The sequence below is a fragment of the Flavobacterium lacisediminis genome, assembly GCF_025909975.1.
GTDB lineage: Bacteria > Bacteroidota > Bacteroidia > Flavobacteriales > Flavobacteriaceae > Flavobacterium > Flavobacterium lacisediminis.
In genome coordinates, this window is the sequence record NZ_JAPCIO010000003.1 from 24,048 (window position 1) to 41,014 (window position 16,967).

At 28.9% G+C, this 16,967-nt stretch carries 17 protein-coding genes; 8 read left to right on the forward strand and 9 right to left on the reverse strand.

The window, feature by feature from the left end:
• Positions 1-2: 2 nt before the first annotated feature.
• Entirely contained in the window at positions 3-938 is a 936-nt protein-coding gene (locus OJ995_RS05225) for a glycosyltransferase family 2 protein (protein WP_264368470.1), read from the forward strand.
• Here the strand turns inward: OJ995_RS05225 and OJ995_RS05230 are convergent.
• The 3 genes from OJ995_RS05230 to OJ995_RS05240 all read right to left on the reverse strand — a co-directional run bounded on the left by OJ995_RS05230 (position 929) and on the right by OJ995_RS05240 (position 3,114).
• Positions 929-1,801, reverse strand: coding sequence for a class I SAM-dependent methyltransferase (locus tag OJ995_RS05230; protein ID WP_264368471.1), 873 nt, complete (start codon positions 1,799-1,801; stop codon positions 929-931). The two genes, OJ995_RS05225 and OJ995_RS05230, sit on opposite strands and share 10 nt — an antisense overlap.
• 112 nt (positions 1,802-1,913) lie before the next feature.
• Positions 1,914-2,318, reverse strand: coding sequence for a sugar 3,4-ketoisomerase (locus OJ995_RS05235; RefSeq protein WP_264368472.1), 405 nt, complete (start codon positions 2,316-2,318; stop codon positions 1,914-1,916).
• On the reverse strand, positions 2,296-3,114 hold the full coding sequence (locus OJ995_RS05240; RefSeq protein WP_264368473.1) for a glycosyltransferase family 2 protein: 819 nt from the start codon (positions 3,112-3,114) through the stop codon (positions 2,296-2,298). The genes OJ995_RS05235 and OJ995_RS05240 overlap by 23 nt, the downstream gene beginning before the upstream one ends.
• 58 nt (positions 3,115-3,172) lie before the next feature.
• On the opposite strand from OJ995_RS05240, the gene OJ995_RS05245 reads away from it, so the two are divergent.
• On the forward strand, positions 3,173-4,315 hold the full coding sequence (locus OJ995_RS05245) for a glycosyltransferase family protein (protein WP_264368474.1): 1,143 nt from the start codon (positions 3,173-3,175) through the stop codon (positions 4,313-4,315).
• On the opposite strand, the gene OJ995_RS05250 is transcribed toward OJ995_RS05245, so the two are convergent.
• Genes OJ995_RS05250 through OJ995_RS05270 form a run of 5 tightly spaced genes read right to left on the reverse strand, consistent with a single transcriptional unit; the run spans position 4,278 to position 9,485 of the window.
• The gene (locus tag OJ995_RS05250; RefSeq protein ID WP_264368475.1) at positions 4,278-5,582 is read right to left on the reverse strand and encodes a hypothetical protein; all 1,305 of its coding nucleotides are present in this window, start codon (positions 5,580-5,582) and stop codon (positions 4,278-4,280) included. The two genes, OJ995_RS05245 and OJ995_RS05250, sit on opposite strands and share 38 nt — an antisense overlap.
• The gene (locus tag OJ995_RS05255; protein WP_264368476.1) at positions 5,566-6,837 is read right to left on the reverse strand and encodes an O-antigen translocase; all 1,272 of its coding nucleotides are present in this window, start codon (positions 6,835-6,837) and stop codon (positions 5,566-5,568) included. Before OJ995_RS05255 ends, OJ995_RS05250 begins: the two co-directional genes overlap by 17 nt.
• Entirely contained in the window at positions 6,838-7,410 is a 573-nt protein-coding gene (locus OJ995_RS05260) for an acyltransferase (protein ID WP_264368477.1), read from the reverse strand.
• The gene (locus tag OJ995_RS05265) at positions 7,411-8,511 is read right to left on the reverse strand and encodes a DegT/DnrJ/EryC1/StrS family aminotransferase (protein WP_264368478.1); all 1,101 of its coding nucleotides are present in this window, start codon (positions 8,509-8,511) and stop codon (positions 7,411-7,413) included.
• Positions 8,508-9,485 carry a GNAT family N-acetyltransferase gene (locus OJ995_RS05270; RefSeq protein WP_264368479.1) on the reverse strand — a complete coding sequence of 326 codons (978 nt, stop codon included), beginning with the start codon at positions 9,483-9,485 and terminating at the stop codon, positions 8,508-8,510. Before OJ995_RS05270 ends, OJ995_RS05265 begins: the two co-directional genes overlap by 4 nt.
• Positions 9,486-9,595: 110 nt before the next feature.
• Between OJ995_RS05270 and OJ995_RS05275 the strand changes: the two genes are divergently transcribed.
• Positions 9,596-11,383, forward strand: a complete 1,788-nt coding sequence (locus OJ995_RS05275; protein WP_264368480.1) for a T9SS type B sorting domain-containing protein — start codon at positions 9,596-9,598, stop codon at positions 11,381-11,383.
• A 5-nt stretch (positions 11,384-11,388) separates the two neighbouring features.
• Here OJ995_RS05275 and OJ995_RS05280 read toward each other — a convergent pair whose 3' ends face one another.
• Positions 11,389-12,129, reverse strand: coding sequence for an RDD family protein (locus OJ995_RS05280; RefSeq protein WP_264368481.1), 741 nt, complete (start codon positions 12,127-12,129; stop codon positions 11,389-11,391).
• Between the two features lie 20 nt (positions 12,130-12,149).
• Here OJ995_RS05280 and OJ995_RS05285 point away from each other — a divergent pair, with 20 nt between their 5' ends.
• Genes OJ995_RS05285 through OJ995_RS05305 form a run of 5 tightly spaced genes read left to right on the forward strand, consistent with a single transcriptional unit; the run spans position 12,150 to position 16,954 of the window.
• The gene (locus OJ995_RS05285) at positions 12,150-13,127 is read left to right on the forward strand and encodes a stage II sporulation protein M (protein WP_264368482.1); all 978 of its coding nucleotides are present in this window, start codon (positions 12,150-12,152) and stop codon (positions 13,125-13,127) included.
• Complete coding sequence (locus OJ995_RS05290; protein WP_264368483.1) at positions 13,111-14,049, forward strand: hypothetical protein; 939 nt, start codon at positions 13,111-13,113, stop codon at positions 14,047-14,049. Before OJ995_RS05285 ends, OJ995_RS05290 begins: the two co-directional genes overlap by 17 nt.
• Positions 14,039-14,749 (forward strand): DUF4129 domain-containing protein, encoded by a 711-nt coding sequence (locus tag OJ995_RS05295; protein ID WP_264368484.1) that lies wholly within the window; start codon positions 14,039-14,041, stop codon positions 14,747-14,749. Before OJ995_RS05290 ends, OJ995_RS05295 begins: the two co-directional genes overlap by 11 nt.
• 1 nt (position 14,750) lies before the next feature.
• Entirely contained in the window at positions 14,751-15,944 is a 1,194-nt protein-coding gene (locus tag OJ995_RS05300) for a DUF4350 family protein (protein ID WP_264368485.1), read from the forward strand.
• On the forward strand, positions 15,944-16,954 hold the full coding sequence (locus tag OJ995_RS05305) for an AAA family ATPase (RefSeq protein ID WP_264368486.1): 1,011 nt from the start codon (positions 15,944-15,946) through the stop codon (positions 16,952-16,954). Before OJ995_RS05300 ends, OJ995_RS05305 begins: the two co-directional genes overlap by 1 nt.
• Positions 16,955-16,967: the final 13 nt, after the last annotated feature.

A 16,967-nucleotide genomic window follows, 5' to 3' on the forward strand; every position in this document is an offset into this window, starting at 1 on the left:
ACATGCCAAAAATATCTGTTATCATACCGCTTTATAACAAAGGTTTCATCATTTCAGAAACCTTAAAATCTGTATTGGCTCAAACCTTTACCGATTTTGAAGTAGTAATTGTAAACGATGGTTCTACAGATAATAGTTTTGAAATTGTTTCTCAATTTTCAGATGAACGAATCAAATTATTTCAACAACAAAACAAAGGTGCTGCGGCAGCAAGAAATTTAGGAATTGAAAAAGCTACAGGAGAATTAATCGCATTTTTAGATGCAGATGATTATTGGAATCAAAATCATTTAGACGAATTGTATCAACTTTATATTGATTTTCCTAATAGTGGTGTGTATTGTAATCGTTATCAAGTAAAAACAACTTCAAAACATTTTCAAAAGCCAATATTTAATGGAATTGATAATGATTTCAGAGGAATTGTTAAAGATTACTTTTTTTCCAATCGACCATTTAGAATAAATATCACTTTGAATCAAATGATTCCAAGAAGAATCATTTTAGAGATGAACTGTTTTACTACAACCATTACCAACGGTCAAGATTTAGAACTTTGGACAAAAATAGGCATTAAATATGAAGTGGCATTAAATAATAAATACACTTCTATTTATAATTATTATTTACCCAATAGTCTTTCAAAAAACAAAATCAAATCCATGCAATTAATGGACTTTTCACAATTTGAAAAGGCAGAGCAAAAGGATATTTACTTGAAAGAATTTTTAGACTTACATCGCTTTTTTTATGCTATTCAATATAAATCAATTGGTGATAAAGAAAATGCTTTGTTATACTATACTCAAATAGCTCCTAAAAACTTAACCTTAACTAATAAAATACTATTTAGTTTACCAAGTTTTGTTTTGCAACTACTTTATAAAATCAAACGTCTTTTAAAAAAGATTGGAATAGAATTTTCGACTTACAATTGATTGCGTTTTTTGTAAATTCCGAAAATGGCATCATTTTCATTGGTTTCAAGAACATAAGATGCTTCTTGGTCTAAAATAAAACGAATCCATTTTTTAGTTTCAGGTTTGTCATTTACAAAATGATGTGCAATATTTTTGAACAAAGGTTGAATGATTGTCCAACCTAATTTTATCTCTTCCACTACTTCGAAATTCTCATGCAATGATTTTTGTAAATTTTCAGAATCAGGTGCTTCCGAAGGATCCACTAAAAACATTCTTAAAATTCCAGGGCGAAATGCTTTACTTTTTATCCAATTTGTATTCGGTAATTTTCTATAATTCTCTGGCAAATTAGCTAAAATTTGATTTACTTTTCTTAATTGAGAAGTTCTCCATTGCAATCTATTTGGGCCACAAAACTCAAACACAACTACAATTCCACCATCTTTTAATAACGGCTGAATAGTTGTTTTTAAAAAAGAAGCAATAGCACTAAAATGATGCAAACTAGAATCAAATAAAATGACATCAAACTTCTGATTTTCAAAATTAATTTTAGTAAAATCTCCAGCTTGATAATCGATATTTAATTCTTCCGATTTAGCATAATCTTTAGCCATTTCAATGCTTTCTGTAGAAATGTCAATTCCAACAATTTTAGAAAACGGAAATTGTTTAGCAAAGTTTCTCTCATGTAATCCTTCGCCACATCCGATGGAAAGTAAAGTAAGTTTAGAACTTGAATTTAAATACTTTTTAGCAACGTATTCCTCATAGGTAACATTTGAATCTCCAGAAATTTTAACATTCCAATCGGCTTTTACTTCTGGAATTACCCAAAAATCAGATTCTGTTTGAAAATTATCCCATTTAGATGCCACTCTATTTTGATTCGAAAATTTGAACAACTTTCGCATCAAAAATATAAATCCTTTCTGCTTAAATTTTAAATAAAAATCGATAAAATCTCCTAAAGTTATCAATGGAAAAAAATTAAGATTTAGTAGTTAAAAAATCCTGAAACTCTCTGATGTAATCTTCTTCCAAAAACACATCGGAAGCAACTACCAAACAAACCGCACCTGATGAAAAGTTTTTCAATTCGCGCCAAATTTTATTTGTAATTAATAGCCCTTCAAATGGCTTGTTCAAAGTAACTGTTTTTTCTTGCTTACTGTCGTTTAAAACCACATCAAAACTTCCTGAAAGAGCTACTAAAAACTCTTGTTGTTCTCTATGCGAATGTCCTCCACGTTCAGCTCCACTTGGAACATCATATAAATAATAAACACGCTTGATTTCAAACGGAATTACATTATTTTCAATCACCGAAAGGTTGCCTCTAGGATCTTCGATTTTTGGTATATTAAGTAAATTACAATCTTGAATGGTTGACATACGTTTGTTTTCCTTTTAGAGCTTTTTTTAACATTTTGAAGATTTCTCTAAATCTTACTTTTCTGTGTTTCAAATCGAAAAATAATTTCAAAGCTATCCAAAATAAATACATTTTACCATAAATTCTGTAAAAAACTGCGCTATGAATAAAATATTGCATTGAAACAGCTGTTCTTTGACCTGTTGATAGATGAGAATGCGCCACTAAAACTTCAGGAACAAAACCTATTTTCAATCCTTTTTTTATTGCATCTGCAACAAAAATAGCTTCTTCTCCCATTGCAAATTCAGCTCCTAAACCAAAATTTTCATCAAATTTTAAATTTACTCGCTGAATACTATGTAGTTTAAAAACTAATTCTACTGAAGATGTATTTAAAATTTCTAATTGTGATAGTTTTTCTTCAAAATGCTTAGGATATTTTTTTGCAAAATTACCTTTACCATTTAAAAACTCAAAACGAAAACCATCGTGATTATTGTCTGTATTGAAAGCTCTTAAAATATGAGATTCAAAACCAGGTTGAAAAATCACATCATCATCCGTTAATAGTAAAAGTGATTGAGTTGCATTTTGAATTGCTAAATTCCTACTTTTTGAAAGTCCTTTCTTAAAAGAATTAACAACTTTTATATTATCAACACTAGAAAACAGCTGTTTATCTTCAGAAGTTTGATTAATAATTAAAAGATTAAAATCAGAAAAATCAGAAAATACAAACATGGCGTTCAAAAAATCGAAATTGGTTCGATTCATTGTAGCAATTAATATTTGAATATCTGATTTTTGAAACATATTTAGCAATTGTAGTATATTTACACAAATATAAGGAATTAGAATTTACAATCGTTACATGAAAATACTCTTAGTTGGTGAATACAGCAGACTACATAATTCTTTGAAAGAAGGATTAGTATTGCTTGGTCATAAAGTAACAATTATAGGGTGTGGTGATAAATTTAAGCAATTCCCTGTTGATTATTCGATATATGCCAAAATTTGCAACGATAATAAAATTGCAAATTTTCTATTTAAAAGCATTCGAAAAGTTATTGGCTTAGATTTTGAAAAAATTGAAAAAGCGATTCGTTTTTATTTATTATTACCAAAGTTAAACGGATATCATCATGTACAATTGATTAATTCAGATGCTTTAGAAACGTATCCTGTTTTATCTCGTTTTTTGTATAAAAAGTTATTCAAAAAAATTAAGAATAGAAGTTTGTTAATTTGTGGTGATGAAACACCAATTGTTGATTATTGGTTTAAAAAAGAATTAAAATATTCTGTTTTAACTCCCTATTTTGAAGACAATTCATTGAAAAAACAATTTAAGTTTCCTTTAAAATATAGAATAGAAAATTATAGAAAAACGTTTGAATGGCTGAAAGACAACTGCCAAAAGTTAATTACATCGGATTTAGATTACGAAATTCCGATGCAAAAAATGGGGTTACCAACTACTTTTATTCCTAATCCAATAAATGTAGATACAATTGCTTTTCAACCTATAGAAAATGCAGATAAGATTGTAATTTTTCTTGGCATTAACCGATTAAGTTCAATTAAAAAAGGGATAAGTTATTTTGAAAAAGCATTAGAAATTATTCGAGAACAATATGCTGATAAAATTGAAATTATCAGAACTGAAAATATGCCATACAATGAGTATATAGTGGCTTACAATAAAGCGCATATTATTTTAGACCAAGTATTTGCATACGACCAAGGTTATAATGCTTTAGAAGCAATGGCAAAAGGAAAAGTGGTTTTTACTGGTGCCGAAATCGAATTTTTAAATCAGTATAAATTGCAAGAAGATGAAGTTTGTATTAATTCATTACCAAATGAAAATGAAATTACAGCTAAACTTTCTTTTTTAATTGAGCATCCAGAGAAAATCAAAGAAATCTCAAAAAACGCACGCAACTTCATTGAAAAAGAGCATGATTACAAGATTATTGCAGCCAAGTATTTAGTTTGTTGGGAAGCTTAACATTAGCTTTTAAAAAAATAAGAACTGTAATAATCATTATAAATTCGAAAGGAAAACTAAAACGATTATTAGTTCCATAAGTTGCCAAAGCTTGTAAAACAGAGGCCGAAAATACAATTGAAGACAATAAAAACTCGAAAACTAACTTTCTGTTTTTTAGGAATTGTATTAATTGAAATCCGAAAACAAATATAAATCCAACTTTAATTAATACGATGAGGATCGATTGTAAATACCAAACACCAAACAACAACTTACTAGCGTATTTAAAATTGAATCCTTCGTAATTCCAATTGATAGTAGGTTTCCAAAAATCAAACCAAGATTTAGTTATGACTTGTTTTAAATACGCAATTGGATTTTCTTTAATGGTGGCTTTTGCAAATTTTCCTAATTCAGCCGAAAATTCAGGCAAACTTAAATTGTACTTATCATAAGCACCATCTTCATATGCGTACCAAATGGTCATTGCTACATCTCTATTTTCTTGAATAGATTTTTCACGGTAAGCTACATAAGGTTTTGAAATCCAATCGAACTCTTTTGGAGCATCTTCGGCAAAGTAAACACAATTTTGAGCTAAATATAATCCTGAAATTCCGGAAGATGAGAATTGTCCAATATTGATTTTATTTACATACGACCAACTCAAAAAGGCAATCGTTGGAAAAATTAAAATCACAAATCCTTTGCGAATTAGACATTTCAAATTTAGTTGATTGAACACCAACCAAACAAGCAATAAAAAAGGAATAAAAATGTAAAACGATTTGATTAAGACTAAATATCCTAATATAAAACTCATCAGAAAATCTAGTTTTAATTTTTGATATTGAAAAGGTGTTTTGGAAAGTAGATAAACAAAGGCACTCATTAAAAAAAGCACGAAAGTTTCAACTAAAACACAGGTTTCAAAAAAGAAAACATTTAAAAAACTACTAATAAAAAGGGTAATAATTAAACCATTTCGTTTCGAAAAATTCAAATGAATAAACGTTTTGTATTGAAAAATTGAAGTAACAATACCTAATCCAAATTGGATAAAAATGACGGCATATAAATTTGAATTCACAAACGAAATCAACATTGGATAACCTGGAGAACGTAATCCGTCATAATCAGTTAAGTCGAAATTTGAAAGTCTTTTAGCTAAATTGAGATACCCTTCAGAATCAGGATAAATAGTTACTGTTGAATAAAATACAAAGAATAAAATCAATCGAAATAAAACTTCAATTGCGATCAATAGTTTAAGATTTTTTGACATAAATTAATTTTCTAAAAAAATATAAAACCACTAGAAAAGTAATCACATTGGCATAAAAATAAGCCATAACCGCACCTTCCACCGAGAAGTACTTCAATAAAAACAAAACTCCCATGTAAAACAAAACATTAAATACAATTTCGACAATTAAGTATTTATTAACCATAGCTTTTACCAAAATTTGATAACCAAAAGCTAAAGTCATAATCTTAAATAAATCTCCTAATAATTGCCAAATCAATAACGATTTTACCATTTGAAATTTGGAAGCCAATACAATATCCAATATCCAATTTTTAGCTACAAAAACCACAAATAAAACAATAACAAATAACGGAACTAACGTTTTAAAATAATAAAGTAATTCCTTTTTAAATTCTATATCTGTTTTTAATTCGGAAAGTTTTGGAAGATAATACATAGACAATCCGGCACTGAAAAACATCATGTAAAATCCTGAAATTCGGTTTACGGCTTCCCAATTTCCAGCTGCATCTAATGAAATATCTGAAATGATTAAATTTCGAATTAACAAGGAAGTTAATGGAATAACAATTGCGCTTACCAAAGCCATTAATAAAAATTTCTGAATGCTTTTTAAGTACGTAAAATCGATATTTTTTAAAGTATTAAAATATTGAAAAGCTTCGTTTTTATGTAAAAAGAACAACGTACAAATTAGCAATACAACATCCGAAATGACTAAAGTTAAAACAGCTCCATCTAATTGATTTCTTATGGTTAAATAAGTTGTTAAAGCAAAAATCACTATCGAACTCACCAATTGTAAACCAATTAATTTCTTGAAAAATTGTTGGGCATTTAATAAAGCGGCCAAGAACGATTGTAAAGTAAAAAAAGGTAATAGTAATCCAAATAAAATCAAATAGTCAGTATAAACATCAGTCTGAAATAACAACTCGCTCCAATTGGAAGCAAAAATTATGATTACCAAAGAACTAACAATCGTTACAATTCCAAAAAAAGCAAGAAACGTGGAAAATATTTTTTTTCGCTGCTCTGTCTCCTTGTTTTCAATAAATATTTTGATAAAACCTTCTTTTAGACCAACAATACTAATGGATTTAAAAATACTAGTAAAGTTTCTCAAATTCCCCATCAAAGCCATTCCGTTTGGACCTAAATAAACCGATACAATGTTAACTGAAATTAAACCCAAAACAAATTGTACAAAAACAGCAATCGCATTAAGCGACAATACTTTTAATAAAATATGTCGGTTAAAAAATGACACTTATTTAATTTCTTTTATGATTTGGACAGGATTTCCAGCCGCTATAAAATTTGATGGTACACTTTTAGTTACAACAGAGCCATTTCCGATAACTGAATTTTCTCCAATAGTAACTCCTTTTAAAATGGTAACGTTATCGCCTATAAACACATTTTTTTCAATTACAATTTCAGCTGATTTTGGTGTTCCAGAAATTCGATTATCAATTTCTAAAGAATGTCCGTCATTATCCAAAATGGAACAATTAACTCCTATCAAAACATTATCCTGAATTGTAATTTCATATAATGCTTCAATTGTACAATGATTATTTATAGCAACATTATTTCCAATTCTAATTTCACTTTCCGAGTTTCTTGCTTCAAAATAAGAGTAATGCGAATAATAATTAGGTGAATTTATTACACCTATTTGGACATTTTCACCAAAAGAAATTTTCCCTTTTCCATTTAAAATCAAAGGATGATATAATTTGGGCTGACCCGAAACTTGCTTACACGAAGACAAGCTTTTATATTTTAAAATGCGAAGCTTTACAAAAGCAAACTGTTTCAATTGATGTAAAATCCCCATTTAATAGTTGTTTAAAGTTGTGATAATGTGCTGAATTTCGGATGCCTTTAAACCTGAATTTAATGGAATACTCAACACTTCGTTGTGAATTTTTTCAGTGATTGGAAATTCTAAAAGATTCCAGCACTCCATAGCTTTTTGTTTGTGAGGTGGAATTGGATAATGAATCATGGTTTCAATTCCGTTTTCATTCAAATAATTTTGCAAATCCGTTCGATTTGAAGTTCGGATGACAAATAAATGAAACACGTGATTTTGAGATAAATCCCAACTTGGCATTATAATTTTATCGTTTTTAATTTCCGAAAGATAGCGTTTTGCCATACTTCTTCTAAATTCGTTTTCAGAATCTAACTGCTTCAATTTAATATTTAAAAAAGCAGCTTGTAATTCGTCTAATCTTGAATTAACGCCAATAATTTCGTTTTCATATTTTACTTTCGAACCGTAATTTCGCATCGAAAACAAAACTTCTGCTAATGCGTCATCATTAGTTGTAATCGCTCCGGCATCACCTAAAGCACCTAAATTTTTACCTGGATAAAAACTAAAACCAGCAGCATGACTTAAATTACCAGCTTTTTCATTTTCTGAAAACTGACTTCCATGTGCTTGAGCTGCATCTTCTATTACTAAGAGATTATGTTTTTGTGCGATTTCATTAATAGCTTTCATTTCAGCTAATTGACCATACAAATGAACGGGTAAAATGGCTTTGGTTTTTGAAGTAATTTTAGCTTCAATTTCTTCAGGATTGATATTGAAAGTTTCCAAACGAGGTTCGACTAAAACAGGAACTAAATCAGCTTGTAAAACGGCTAGAATACTTGCAATATAAGTATTAGCTGGAACTATAACTTCATCTCCTTTATTTAATTTTCCTAAATGGACATAGGCTTTAAAAATTAGTACTAAAGCATCTAATCCGTTACCAACTCCTGTGCAATGTTTTGTTCTGCAATAAGTAGCAAAATCGGTTTCAAATTGTTTTACCTCATTACCTAAAATATACCAACCACCTTCTAGAAATTGCTTCATTTTTTTCTCAAAAGCAGTTTCAAAAGGTTGATTTAGTTTTTTTAAATTTAGGAAATGTATCATATCAAAACGTTTTCTAAAAGTCTGTAATTTTTGGTTTCAATTTCATAAAAATTTTGAACGATTGTTCTTGCTCCAAAACCTTCTTTCCAAAACAATAATCCTTGATTAATATTTTGTCCTTGATTTTCATTGGAAATTCCGAAATCAAAATATTTTTTATTACGAAACGTATAAGTTATTAATCTGTTGTGTAAAAAGTCTAAACTTCCAGTTGTGTTTTTTGATTCATCTGCCGAAATATACTGTGAATGTGACACAAAATCACTTTCAAAAACTGTTGTCCCTGCAATGATTTTTCCTTCTTTATAAACGTTGAACTGTCTAATATTATTTGGAAATTTCGATTTCAAATACGTCATTTCTTCAAGTGAATGAACTGGTTTTGTATTGTATTTTTGTTCTAAATTAGGAAGTAATATTTCATTCCAAAAAGTAGTAAAATCGTGTTCTTCTTTGAATTCTAAACCAAAATCAGCACCTCTTTTTATTCCTTCTGCCCTACTACTGCTAAATTCGAAATCGGTTTCTAAATTAATCACAGACAAGCTATCTCTTCTAATTAATTTGGCATTTAAAATAAAACTCAAATATTCCATTTCGTCTGAAGGCGATTCGTGATAAATAGCTGGCAATTGTTTTAAATAAAGTGACGTAATTGAATTTTCATTCAAATACTTCAACAAAAAATACAGCATTTCAATTACATCTTGCAATTTTGATTTTTGATTCAAAACCAAACCACCATAAGTCAATCCTTGATGTGAATGCAAAACATCTCCTACTCTATTTGCTGGTAAAATGGCTTTAAGAATATTCTTTTCATCGAAAATAAGAAGTGAAAAATCTTGAAATCTATCTTGATGATATTCCATAAAATCACGATGAAACAAAAAAGTAGCATTTTTTGCTTGGGCTACAAATTTGTTCCACAACTCATAATGTTCACTTGAATATTTTTGAATCTTATATTCCATAAATACCTTAAAATAATTCGGAAAATTACTAATTTTTTACGTCATCTGAATTCAATATGCTGATTTTTAAAAAAAATATAGTAAATTGGAACCAAATTAATGGCTCTCAAATGATTAAAAAAATATTTTCTCTATTTGTTTTTATATTCCTACTGACTAACTTTTCTGCTTTTGGGCAAGACATTTCATTATACACCCAAGTCAATGGTCGTTATGATTTTACTTTTGTGGGAAATACTATGAATACTGCTGAAAATAATCCTACACCTTTCTATGTTACCAATACTTCATCTTCTGCAACCCTTAACTTAGGTCCTAGTGATACAGTTGTAAGAGCTTATCTGTATTGGGCCGGAAGTGGAGATGGTGATTTTGAAGTCGATTTAAATGGAACAATAATTACTCCAGACAGAACATTTTCGCATTCTCGCTTTTTTGACCCTAACACATTTACTTATTTTAGTGCTTTTAAAGATATTACAACATTGGTACAAACCACTGGAAATGGCACTTACACACTATCTAACTTAGATATTTCAGCTTTTGAAGCTTTGCATTTTTCTAGAAAAACTAATTTCGCAGGATGGGCAATTTTAATCGTTTATGAAAACCCAAGTTTACCTCTTAATCAACTAAATATTTACGACGGCTTGCAGGGAGTTCCAGATGCGTTACAAATAGATTTAACTAATTTATATGTACTAAACAATGCTAATGCGAAAGCAGGTTTTATAGCTTGGGAAGGCGATTCGCAGTTACCAACTGAAACTTTTACCGTTAATGGAACTGTTATTAGTAATCCATTTAATCCGGTAAATAATGTATTTAATAGTACCAATTCTGTTACAGGTTCCAACCAATTGTATAACATGGATTTGGATATTTATGATATTGATAGTTATATTTCTATTGGAGATACAGATGCTTCAATTACTCTTACCTCTTTTCAGGATTTTATCATGATAAATACGGTTATTACCAAATTAAATAGTCAATTACCCGATGCAACAATAGTTCTTAATAATCCCACTACAGCATGTGATTCTAGGGAAGTAAATCTTGATTTTACAGTATCGAATGTTAACAGTACTGAAATTTTACAAACGAATACACCTATAACATTTTATGTTGGAACCGAAGCCATTGGAACAACTTATACTCAAAATATAATTCCTATTGGAGGAAGTGAAAACGGAAATATAACGTTAACAATTCCAAATACGATACCTGCTAATTTCACTCTTTTAGCAGTTGTAGATGATTCTGGAAATGGAAGTGGAATCGTAACAGAATTAGTTGAAAACAATAATACTTTTGAAATTGATATTGAACTAACGGTTTCTCCAACTTTCAATACTTTATCACCATTAATAACTTGTAATTTAGGATTAACAAGAGGTATTTTTGATTTTTCAGAATATGCATTATTAGTTAAAACAAATCCATTACATATTGTTAGTTTTCACGAAACCTACAATGATGCATTTCAAAACTTAAATCCAATTACTGCTATTTCAAATTACGAAGCTATTACAACTCCAAAAGAAATTTTTGTTAGAATTGATAATGGGTGTTTTTCAATTACTTCTTTTTTATTATTAACAGAAAACTGTCCACCTATCGTTTATAATGCCGTTTCTCCCAATGGAGATGGTTCAAACGACTCTTTTTTCATAGATGGTCTTCGTGATATTTTTGTAAATTTTGAATTACTAATTTACAATCGTTGGGGCAAACATTTATGGACAGGAAACAACAACAAAGCGGATTGGGATGGCTACGTGGAAGAAGGTGTTGGAAGTACTTTAGCGCCTGCTGGAACTTATTATTATATCCTTTATTTAAATGATCCTAATTATAAAGAACCTTTAACAGGTTATTTATATATAAATAGATAGTTCATTTACATATTTTGTGTGTAATAATTATAATCTTTCAATAAAGTTCTAATAAAATCTTGATCATTACCTGATTGATTTTTTATACCAGTCACTGCGATTACTTTTTCTCTCAATTTTACAATAGTCTGAAAATCTCTTGACACAATAGCTATTTCAAATGTTTCTTTAATAATTCTGACATCATTATCAGAAAGTTTAATGACTAATGGATATGTTGGAACATAATCGGCATGAACATCTTGAATAATAGTATGATTTATGTTAATTTTATTTTTCAAAGTAATAACTGCTGTACCAGCAGCCATATCGCCTAAACGTTGATTTTTTTTGCTAGCAATAACAGCTATTAAGGCTATGACACCATTACCTATAAATATTTCTACTAATCTAAATAACCATCGCACTAAATAATCTCCAAAGCTAGCCTGGTAACCATCTAACTTAATTACTTTCGTCTTCATTATTCTTTTTCCAATTGTTTGTCCTTCCCATAAACTTTCTTGTACGATAGTATAAAACATTATTGGTGAATAGATTAACAAGTAAATAGCCATTACAGACCAATTATCTAAGCCTTCTATTGCAGCTGACAAACCAGATAAATCTAAAATAAAACCTACAACTATTGCATACGCTATCATGACAAGAAAATCAAGCAGTTGTGCGAAAATTCGGTCGCCTACAGAAGCTGCTGTAAAATTTATATTTACATTTTGTGTAGTATTTATTGATAATTGTGTCATATTTTATAATTTAGCATTTCATGAGAGAAATAGCATTCATAAAGCAAAATAAAGAAAAATGGCTTGAATTTGAGCAAGCAATTTTTGGTAAAGCTAAAAAAAATCCAGATGATTTAGCAAATCTGTACATACATTTAGTAAATGATTTATCATATGCACAAACGTATTACCCTAAAAGTAAAACAGTTGTATATCTGAATCATTTAGCGGCACAAACGTATCAAAAAATTTATAAGACCAAGAGAACCGAAACTAATAGAATCAAACATTTCTTTTTAACAGAAGTTCCTCTTTTGGTTTATGAATATAGAAGATATGTCCTTTATGCATTTTTGATTTTTTTTACTTTAACAGCAATTGGAGTAATTTCTGCTAAAAACGACGATTCATTCGTTAGATTAATTTTAGGAGATCAATATGTAAATATGACTTTAGAAAATATTGAAGATGGAAATCCAGTTGCCGTATATAAAACAGGCAGCAACTGGGGTGGTTTCATAGCAATTACTTTAAATAATTTAAAAGTAGGAGCTCTCTCCTATTTTTTTGGAATTTTCATTGGTATTGGGACTTTCTATGTTTTACTTAATAACTGCATAATGCTAGGTTCGTTTCAGTATTTTTTTTACCACAGGGGCGTTTTTTGGGAAAGTGTTAGAGGAATTTGGATTCATGGTTCAATGGAGATTTTCGCTATGGTAATTGAAGCTGGAGCAGGTTTTATTTTAGGTGCAAGTATTTTATTTCCAAAAACCTTTTCACGATTAAATTCTTTTAAAATTGGTTTTCAAAATAGTTTCAAAATATTTTTAAGTACAATGCCTTTTACATTTGCTGCTGGTTTTTTAGAAGGATATGTAACAAGATATTCTATGGAAATGCCAACATACCTTAGTGTTGGAATTATATTAGTAACGTTATCATTCATCAGTTTTTATTATTTAATTTATCCTTTCATAGTTCATAAAAAAGCAAAAAAATATGTTTCAACTTTATAAAAAAAGAGAGTTTAGTGCTCTTATAGGTGATACTTTTAACTTTTTTAAGTTGGAAGGAAAAAATTATTTTAAAAACTACTTCATTATTAACGGAGGGTTACTATTGCTTCTGGTTGTTGTGATTTATTTATTCTCAAACATATTCATCAAAGGTACTTTTGAAGGACTTCGAAATGGAAATCAAAACAGTTTGGCTAATGAAATATATGGTAATATTGGACTATTCATTGGTTTTGGAATTGCCATGATTTTTCTAATAATGCTAATATCAATTATCAACTATTCATTTCCTGTTGGTTATTTAAAACTAATTGAAGAAAAAAAGGAAAGAAACTTCGAAAATTTATTTAAATACTTTAAAAGTAAATTAGGCAGAATCATAGCGTTTTATTTTTTATCATTAATCATATTATTGCCTTTGTTGGCAATAGTTGTAGCTCTAACCTTTTTATCAATTTTTATTTTGATAGGAATTCCACTGATTTTTTTATTGCTACCAACATTAACAAGTTTTATTGCCTTAACTTATTTTCACTATATAACAGAAGAAATAGGTTATTTTGAAGCAATAAAAAAAGCAGTTCAAATGCTAAAAAGTAAATATTGGCCTATCATTGGTTCTACATTTATTATACAAATGATTGTTCAAATAACACTTGGAATTTTTACATTAATTCCTTACTTTATAGGACTCATAACTATTTTTTCAAATCCAGAATCATTGCAACAAAATCCTGACAATGCTATTTCTTTTGTTATGATTTTACTTCTTGTTATTGTTATAATTTCAATCATATTTAATTATACACTACAAAATATCGTTTTAATTAACCAAGGCGTCATTTTTTACAGTTGTAAAGAAGAAACAGAAAACGTTAGCATCAAAAACAACATCGATTTAATAGGAACAGATGAAGCTTAAATTCGTATTTTTTTACTTTATATTTTTCCTTGGATTGGATGTGACTATTTCACAAATCCAAATTGATTCTGTTGCTTATCAATCTAGAAAATTTGATAATTTAAAAGAAAAATATTCCGATTCTGACTTTAACTATATTGAAAAACCCGTAAAAGTTGACACAAATGCATGGGATAGATTTTGGAATGAAGTAGGTCGTTTTTTAAGTAACTTATTCGATTTTGGCAATGGTCCAAATAGTTTAAGTGGCTTAGAAATTACTATGAAGGTTATTGCTATTTTAATTATCCTATTCGTTGTTTATCTAATTGTTAAAACCATTATTAACAAAGAAGGAGGCTGGATATTTAGCAAGTCTTCAAATAAAATTACAGTTTCAGAAACATCAGAAGAAAATATTCATGCACTTGATTTTAATACCTTAATAACAAAAGTTAAAAACGAAAAAAATTATCGATTAGCAACACGATATTATTATTTATGGTTGCTAAAAACGTTTTCTGACAAAAGCATTATAGAATGGGATATTGAAAAAACCAATGGAGATTACTTAAATGAAATCAAAACTATTGAATTAAAAAATGAGTTTCAATTTTTATCATACGTTTACGAATATAGTTGGTATGGTGAATTTGATTTAACAGAAACTGACTTTGAAAAAACAGAAATAGCATTTTTAAAATTAATCACTAAAAAATAATATGCCAAAGAGTCTAAAAATATACATATTTCTTTTAGTGCTGATTTTAATTGGCATTATTTGGGCTGATGCAACAAAAGAAAAACCAATTGATTGGAGTGAAAGTTATTCTCTAAACGAGAAAAAACCTTTTGGTCTTTATGTTTTCAATCAAGAACATAAAACTTTATTCAGTCCTCAAAAAGTAAAGAAATTCAACGAGTCTCCTTATGAGTATTTTGATAAAAATTACAATATTGAAAAATCAACATACAACATAAGAGGAACCATTTTATTAATAGAACACGAAACTAGTATAGATGATTATTCTGAAAATGAGCTTTTTTATTTCGCTAGTCATGGTAATACCGTTTTTTTTAGTAACACTAATTTTTCTGAGAAATTTGCAGATTCTCTTGGTTTTGAAATAGCATACAATAACGACTTCTCCGATTCGCTAAAGTTCAAGTTAGAAAGAAATGCTAAACTTGATAACTTCCATTTTAACAAAGGAATCAACAACACCTATTTCTCTAAAATTGATAGCAGTAAAACAGAAGTTTTAGGTACTCAAATTAATTCTAAAGGTGAAAAATTTGCAAATTTTATTAGAGTTCCATACAAAAACGGAAATTTTTACCTGCACTTGCAACCTGTTGCCTTTACAAATTATTACATTTTAAACAAAAACATCAAATACACTGAAGATATTTTAGGTTATATTCCATCACAGCATCCAATTTATTGGAAAGTAAAACAATATGATAATGAAGAATTATCAAATTCACCTATGCGTTATTTATTAAGCCAACCTGCATTAAAATGGGCTTGGTTTTTAGCTTGGATTACTTTTATGATTTTTATAGTTTTTAATGCAAAAAGAAGACAACGGATTATACCTATCAAAGAAAAATTAAAAAATACCACCGTAGATTTTACAAAAACTATTGGAAATTTATATTACCAAGAAAGAAATCATCAAAATATTGTAGAGAAAAAGATTATATTCTTCCTAGAAAAAATTAGAAATGAATATTACATAGACACCTATAATTTGGATGATACATTTATAAACAGACTGAATCAAAAAACAGGAAAGAGCAAAAAAAACATTGAAGATGTTGTACTCTTCATAAAAAAACTCAGAAATCAATCCAATACAACAGAAAAAGAATTAATAACGTTTAACGAACTTTTAGAAAAACTGAATTTATAATGGAAAATAATTTTGAAATCAATAACCAAGAAAACGAAAATTTAAACTTTGAGTCTCGTTTAAACTTACAACCGCTTCAAGACAATGTCCAAAAAGTAAAAGCCGAAATTGCTAAAGTAATTGTGGGGCAAAACAAAATGATTGATCAACTATTGGTAGCTGTTTTATCTAATGGACATGTTCTACTTGAAGGAGTTCCTGGAGTAGCAAAAACTATTAGTGCCAAACTTTTAGCAAAAACATTATCATTAGATTTTAGCCGAATTCAGTTTACTCCAGATTTAATGCCTTCCGATATTATTGGAACTTCTGTATTTGATTTATCAAAGTCTACTTTTGAATTTAAAAAAGGACCAATTTTCTCAAATTTTGTGCTTATTGACGAAATCAATCGTGCTCCTGCTAAAACTCAAGCAGCGCTTTTTGAAGTTATGGAAGAACGCCAAATTACTGCCGATGGTACAACTTATATTTTAGAGCGACCTTTTTTAGTAATTGCTACACAAAATCCAATTGAACAAGAAGGAACATATCGATTACCTGAAGCTCAATTAGACCGTTTCTTGTTTAAAATCAATATCGATTATCCAAATTTGGCAGAGGAAATTCATATCATTCAAAAAGAAAATGAGTTACAAAGTCGTGATAAAATGAGTGCGATTGCAACCATTATTTCACAAAGTCATATTATCGAATTTCAAGAACTGGTAAAACAAATACTAATCGAACAAAACTTAATCGAATATATTGCGAAAATAGTTTTAAACACACGTGAAAATGCATTTTTGTATTTAGGTGCTTCACCTAGAGCATCTATAGCCATTTTAAATGCTGCTAAAGGTTTTGCAGCTTTACGTGGAAGAGATTTTGTTACCCCAGATGATATTAAAGATGCAGCAATTCCTGTTTTACAACACAGAGTTGTAGTAACTCCAGAACGCGAAATGGAAGGGATTACAAGTAACGAAATCATAAAACAAATTGTTGATTCAGTAGAAATTCCAAGATAATTAATTTAGATCC

What these genes read in the sequence shown, in the direction of transcription:
- OJ995_RS05225 (WP_264368470.1), top strand. Translation starts at nt 3, where the DNA reads ATGCCAAAAATATCTGTTATCATACCGCTTTATAACAAAGGTTTCATC.
- OJ995_RS05235 (WP_264368472.1), bottom strand. Translation starts at nt 2,318, where the DNA reads ATGTCAACCATTCAAGATTGTAATTTACTTAATATACCAAAAATCGAA.
- OJ995_RS05240 (WP_264368473.1), bottom strand. Translation starts at nt 3,114, where the DNA reads ATGTTTCAAAAATCAGATATTCAAATATTAATTGCTACAATGAATCGA.
- OJ995_RS05245 (WP_264368474.1), top strand. Translation starts at nt 3,173, where the DNA reads ATGAAAATACTCTTAGTTGGTGAATACAGCAGACTACATAATTCTTTG.
- OJ995_RS05250 (WP_264368475.1), bottom strand. Translation starts at nt 5,582, where the DNA reads ATGTCAAAAAATCTTAAACTATTGATCGCAATTGAAGTTTTATTTCGA.
- OJ995_RS05260 (WP_264368477.1), bottom strand. Translation starts at nt 7,410, where the DNA reads ATGGGGATTTTACATCAATTGAAACAGTTTGCTTTTGTAAAGCTTCGC.
- OJ995_RS05265 (WP_264368478.1), bottom strand. Translation starts at nt 8,511, where the DNA reads ATGATACATTTCCTAAATTTAAAAAAACTAAATCAACCTTTTGAAACT.
- OJ995_RS05270 (WP_264368479.1), bottom strand. Translation starts at nt 9,485, where the DNA reads ATGGAATATAAGATTCAAAAATATTCAAGTGAACATTATGAGTTGTGG.
- OJ995_RS05275 (WP_264368480.1), top strand. Translation starts at nt 9,596, where the DNA reads ATGATTAAAAAAATATTTTCTCTATTTGTTTTTATATTCCTACTGACT.
- OJ995_RS05280 (WP_264368481.1), bottom strand. Translation starts at nt 12,129, where the DNA reads ATGACACAATTATCAATAAATACTACACAAAATGTAAATATAAATTTT.
- OJ995_RS05285 (WP_264368482.1), top strand. Translation starts at nt 12,150, where the DNA reads ATGAGAGAAATAGCATTCATAAAGCAAAATAAAGAAAAATGGCTTGAA.
- OJ995_RS05290 (WP_264368483.1), top strand. Translation starts at nt 13,111, where the DNA reads ATGTTTCAACTTTATAAAAAAAGAGAGTTTAGTGCTCTTATAGGTGAT.
- OJ995_RS05295 (WP_264368484.1), top strand. Translation starts at nt 14,039, where the DNA reads ATGAAGCTTAAATTCGTATTTTTTTACTTTATATTTTTCCTTGGATTG.
- OJ995_RS05300 (WP_264368485.1), top strand. Translation starts at nt 14,751, where the DNA reads ATGCCAAAGAGTCTAAAAATATACATATTTCTTTTAGTGCTGATTTTA.
- OJ995_RS05305 (WP_264368486.1), top strand. Translation starts at nt 15,944, where the DNA reads ATGGAAAATAATTTTGAAATCAATAACCAAGAAAACGAAAATTTAAAC.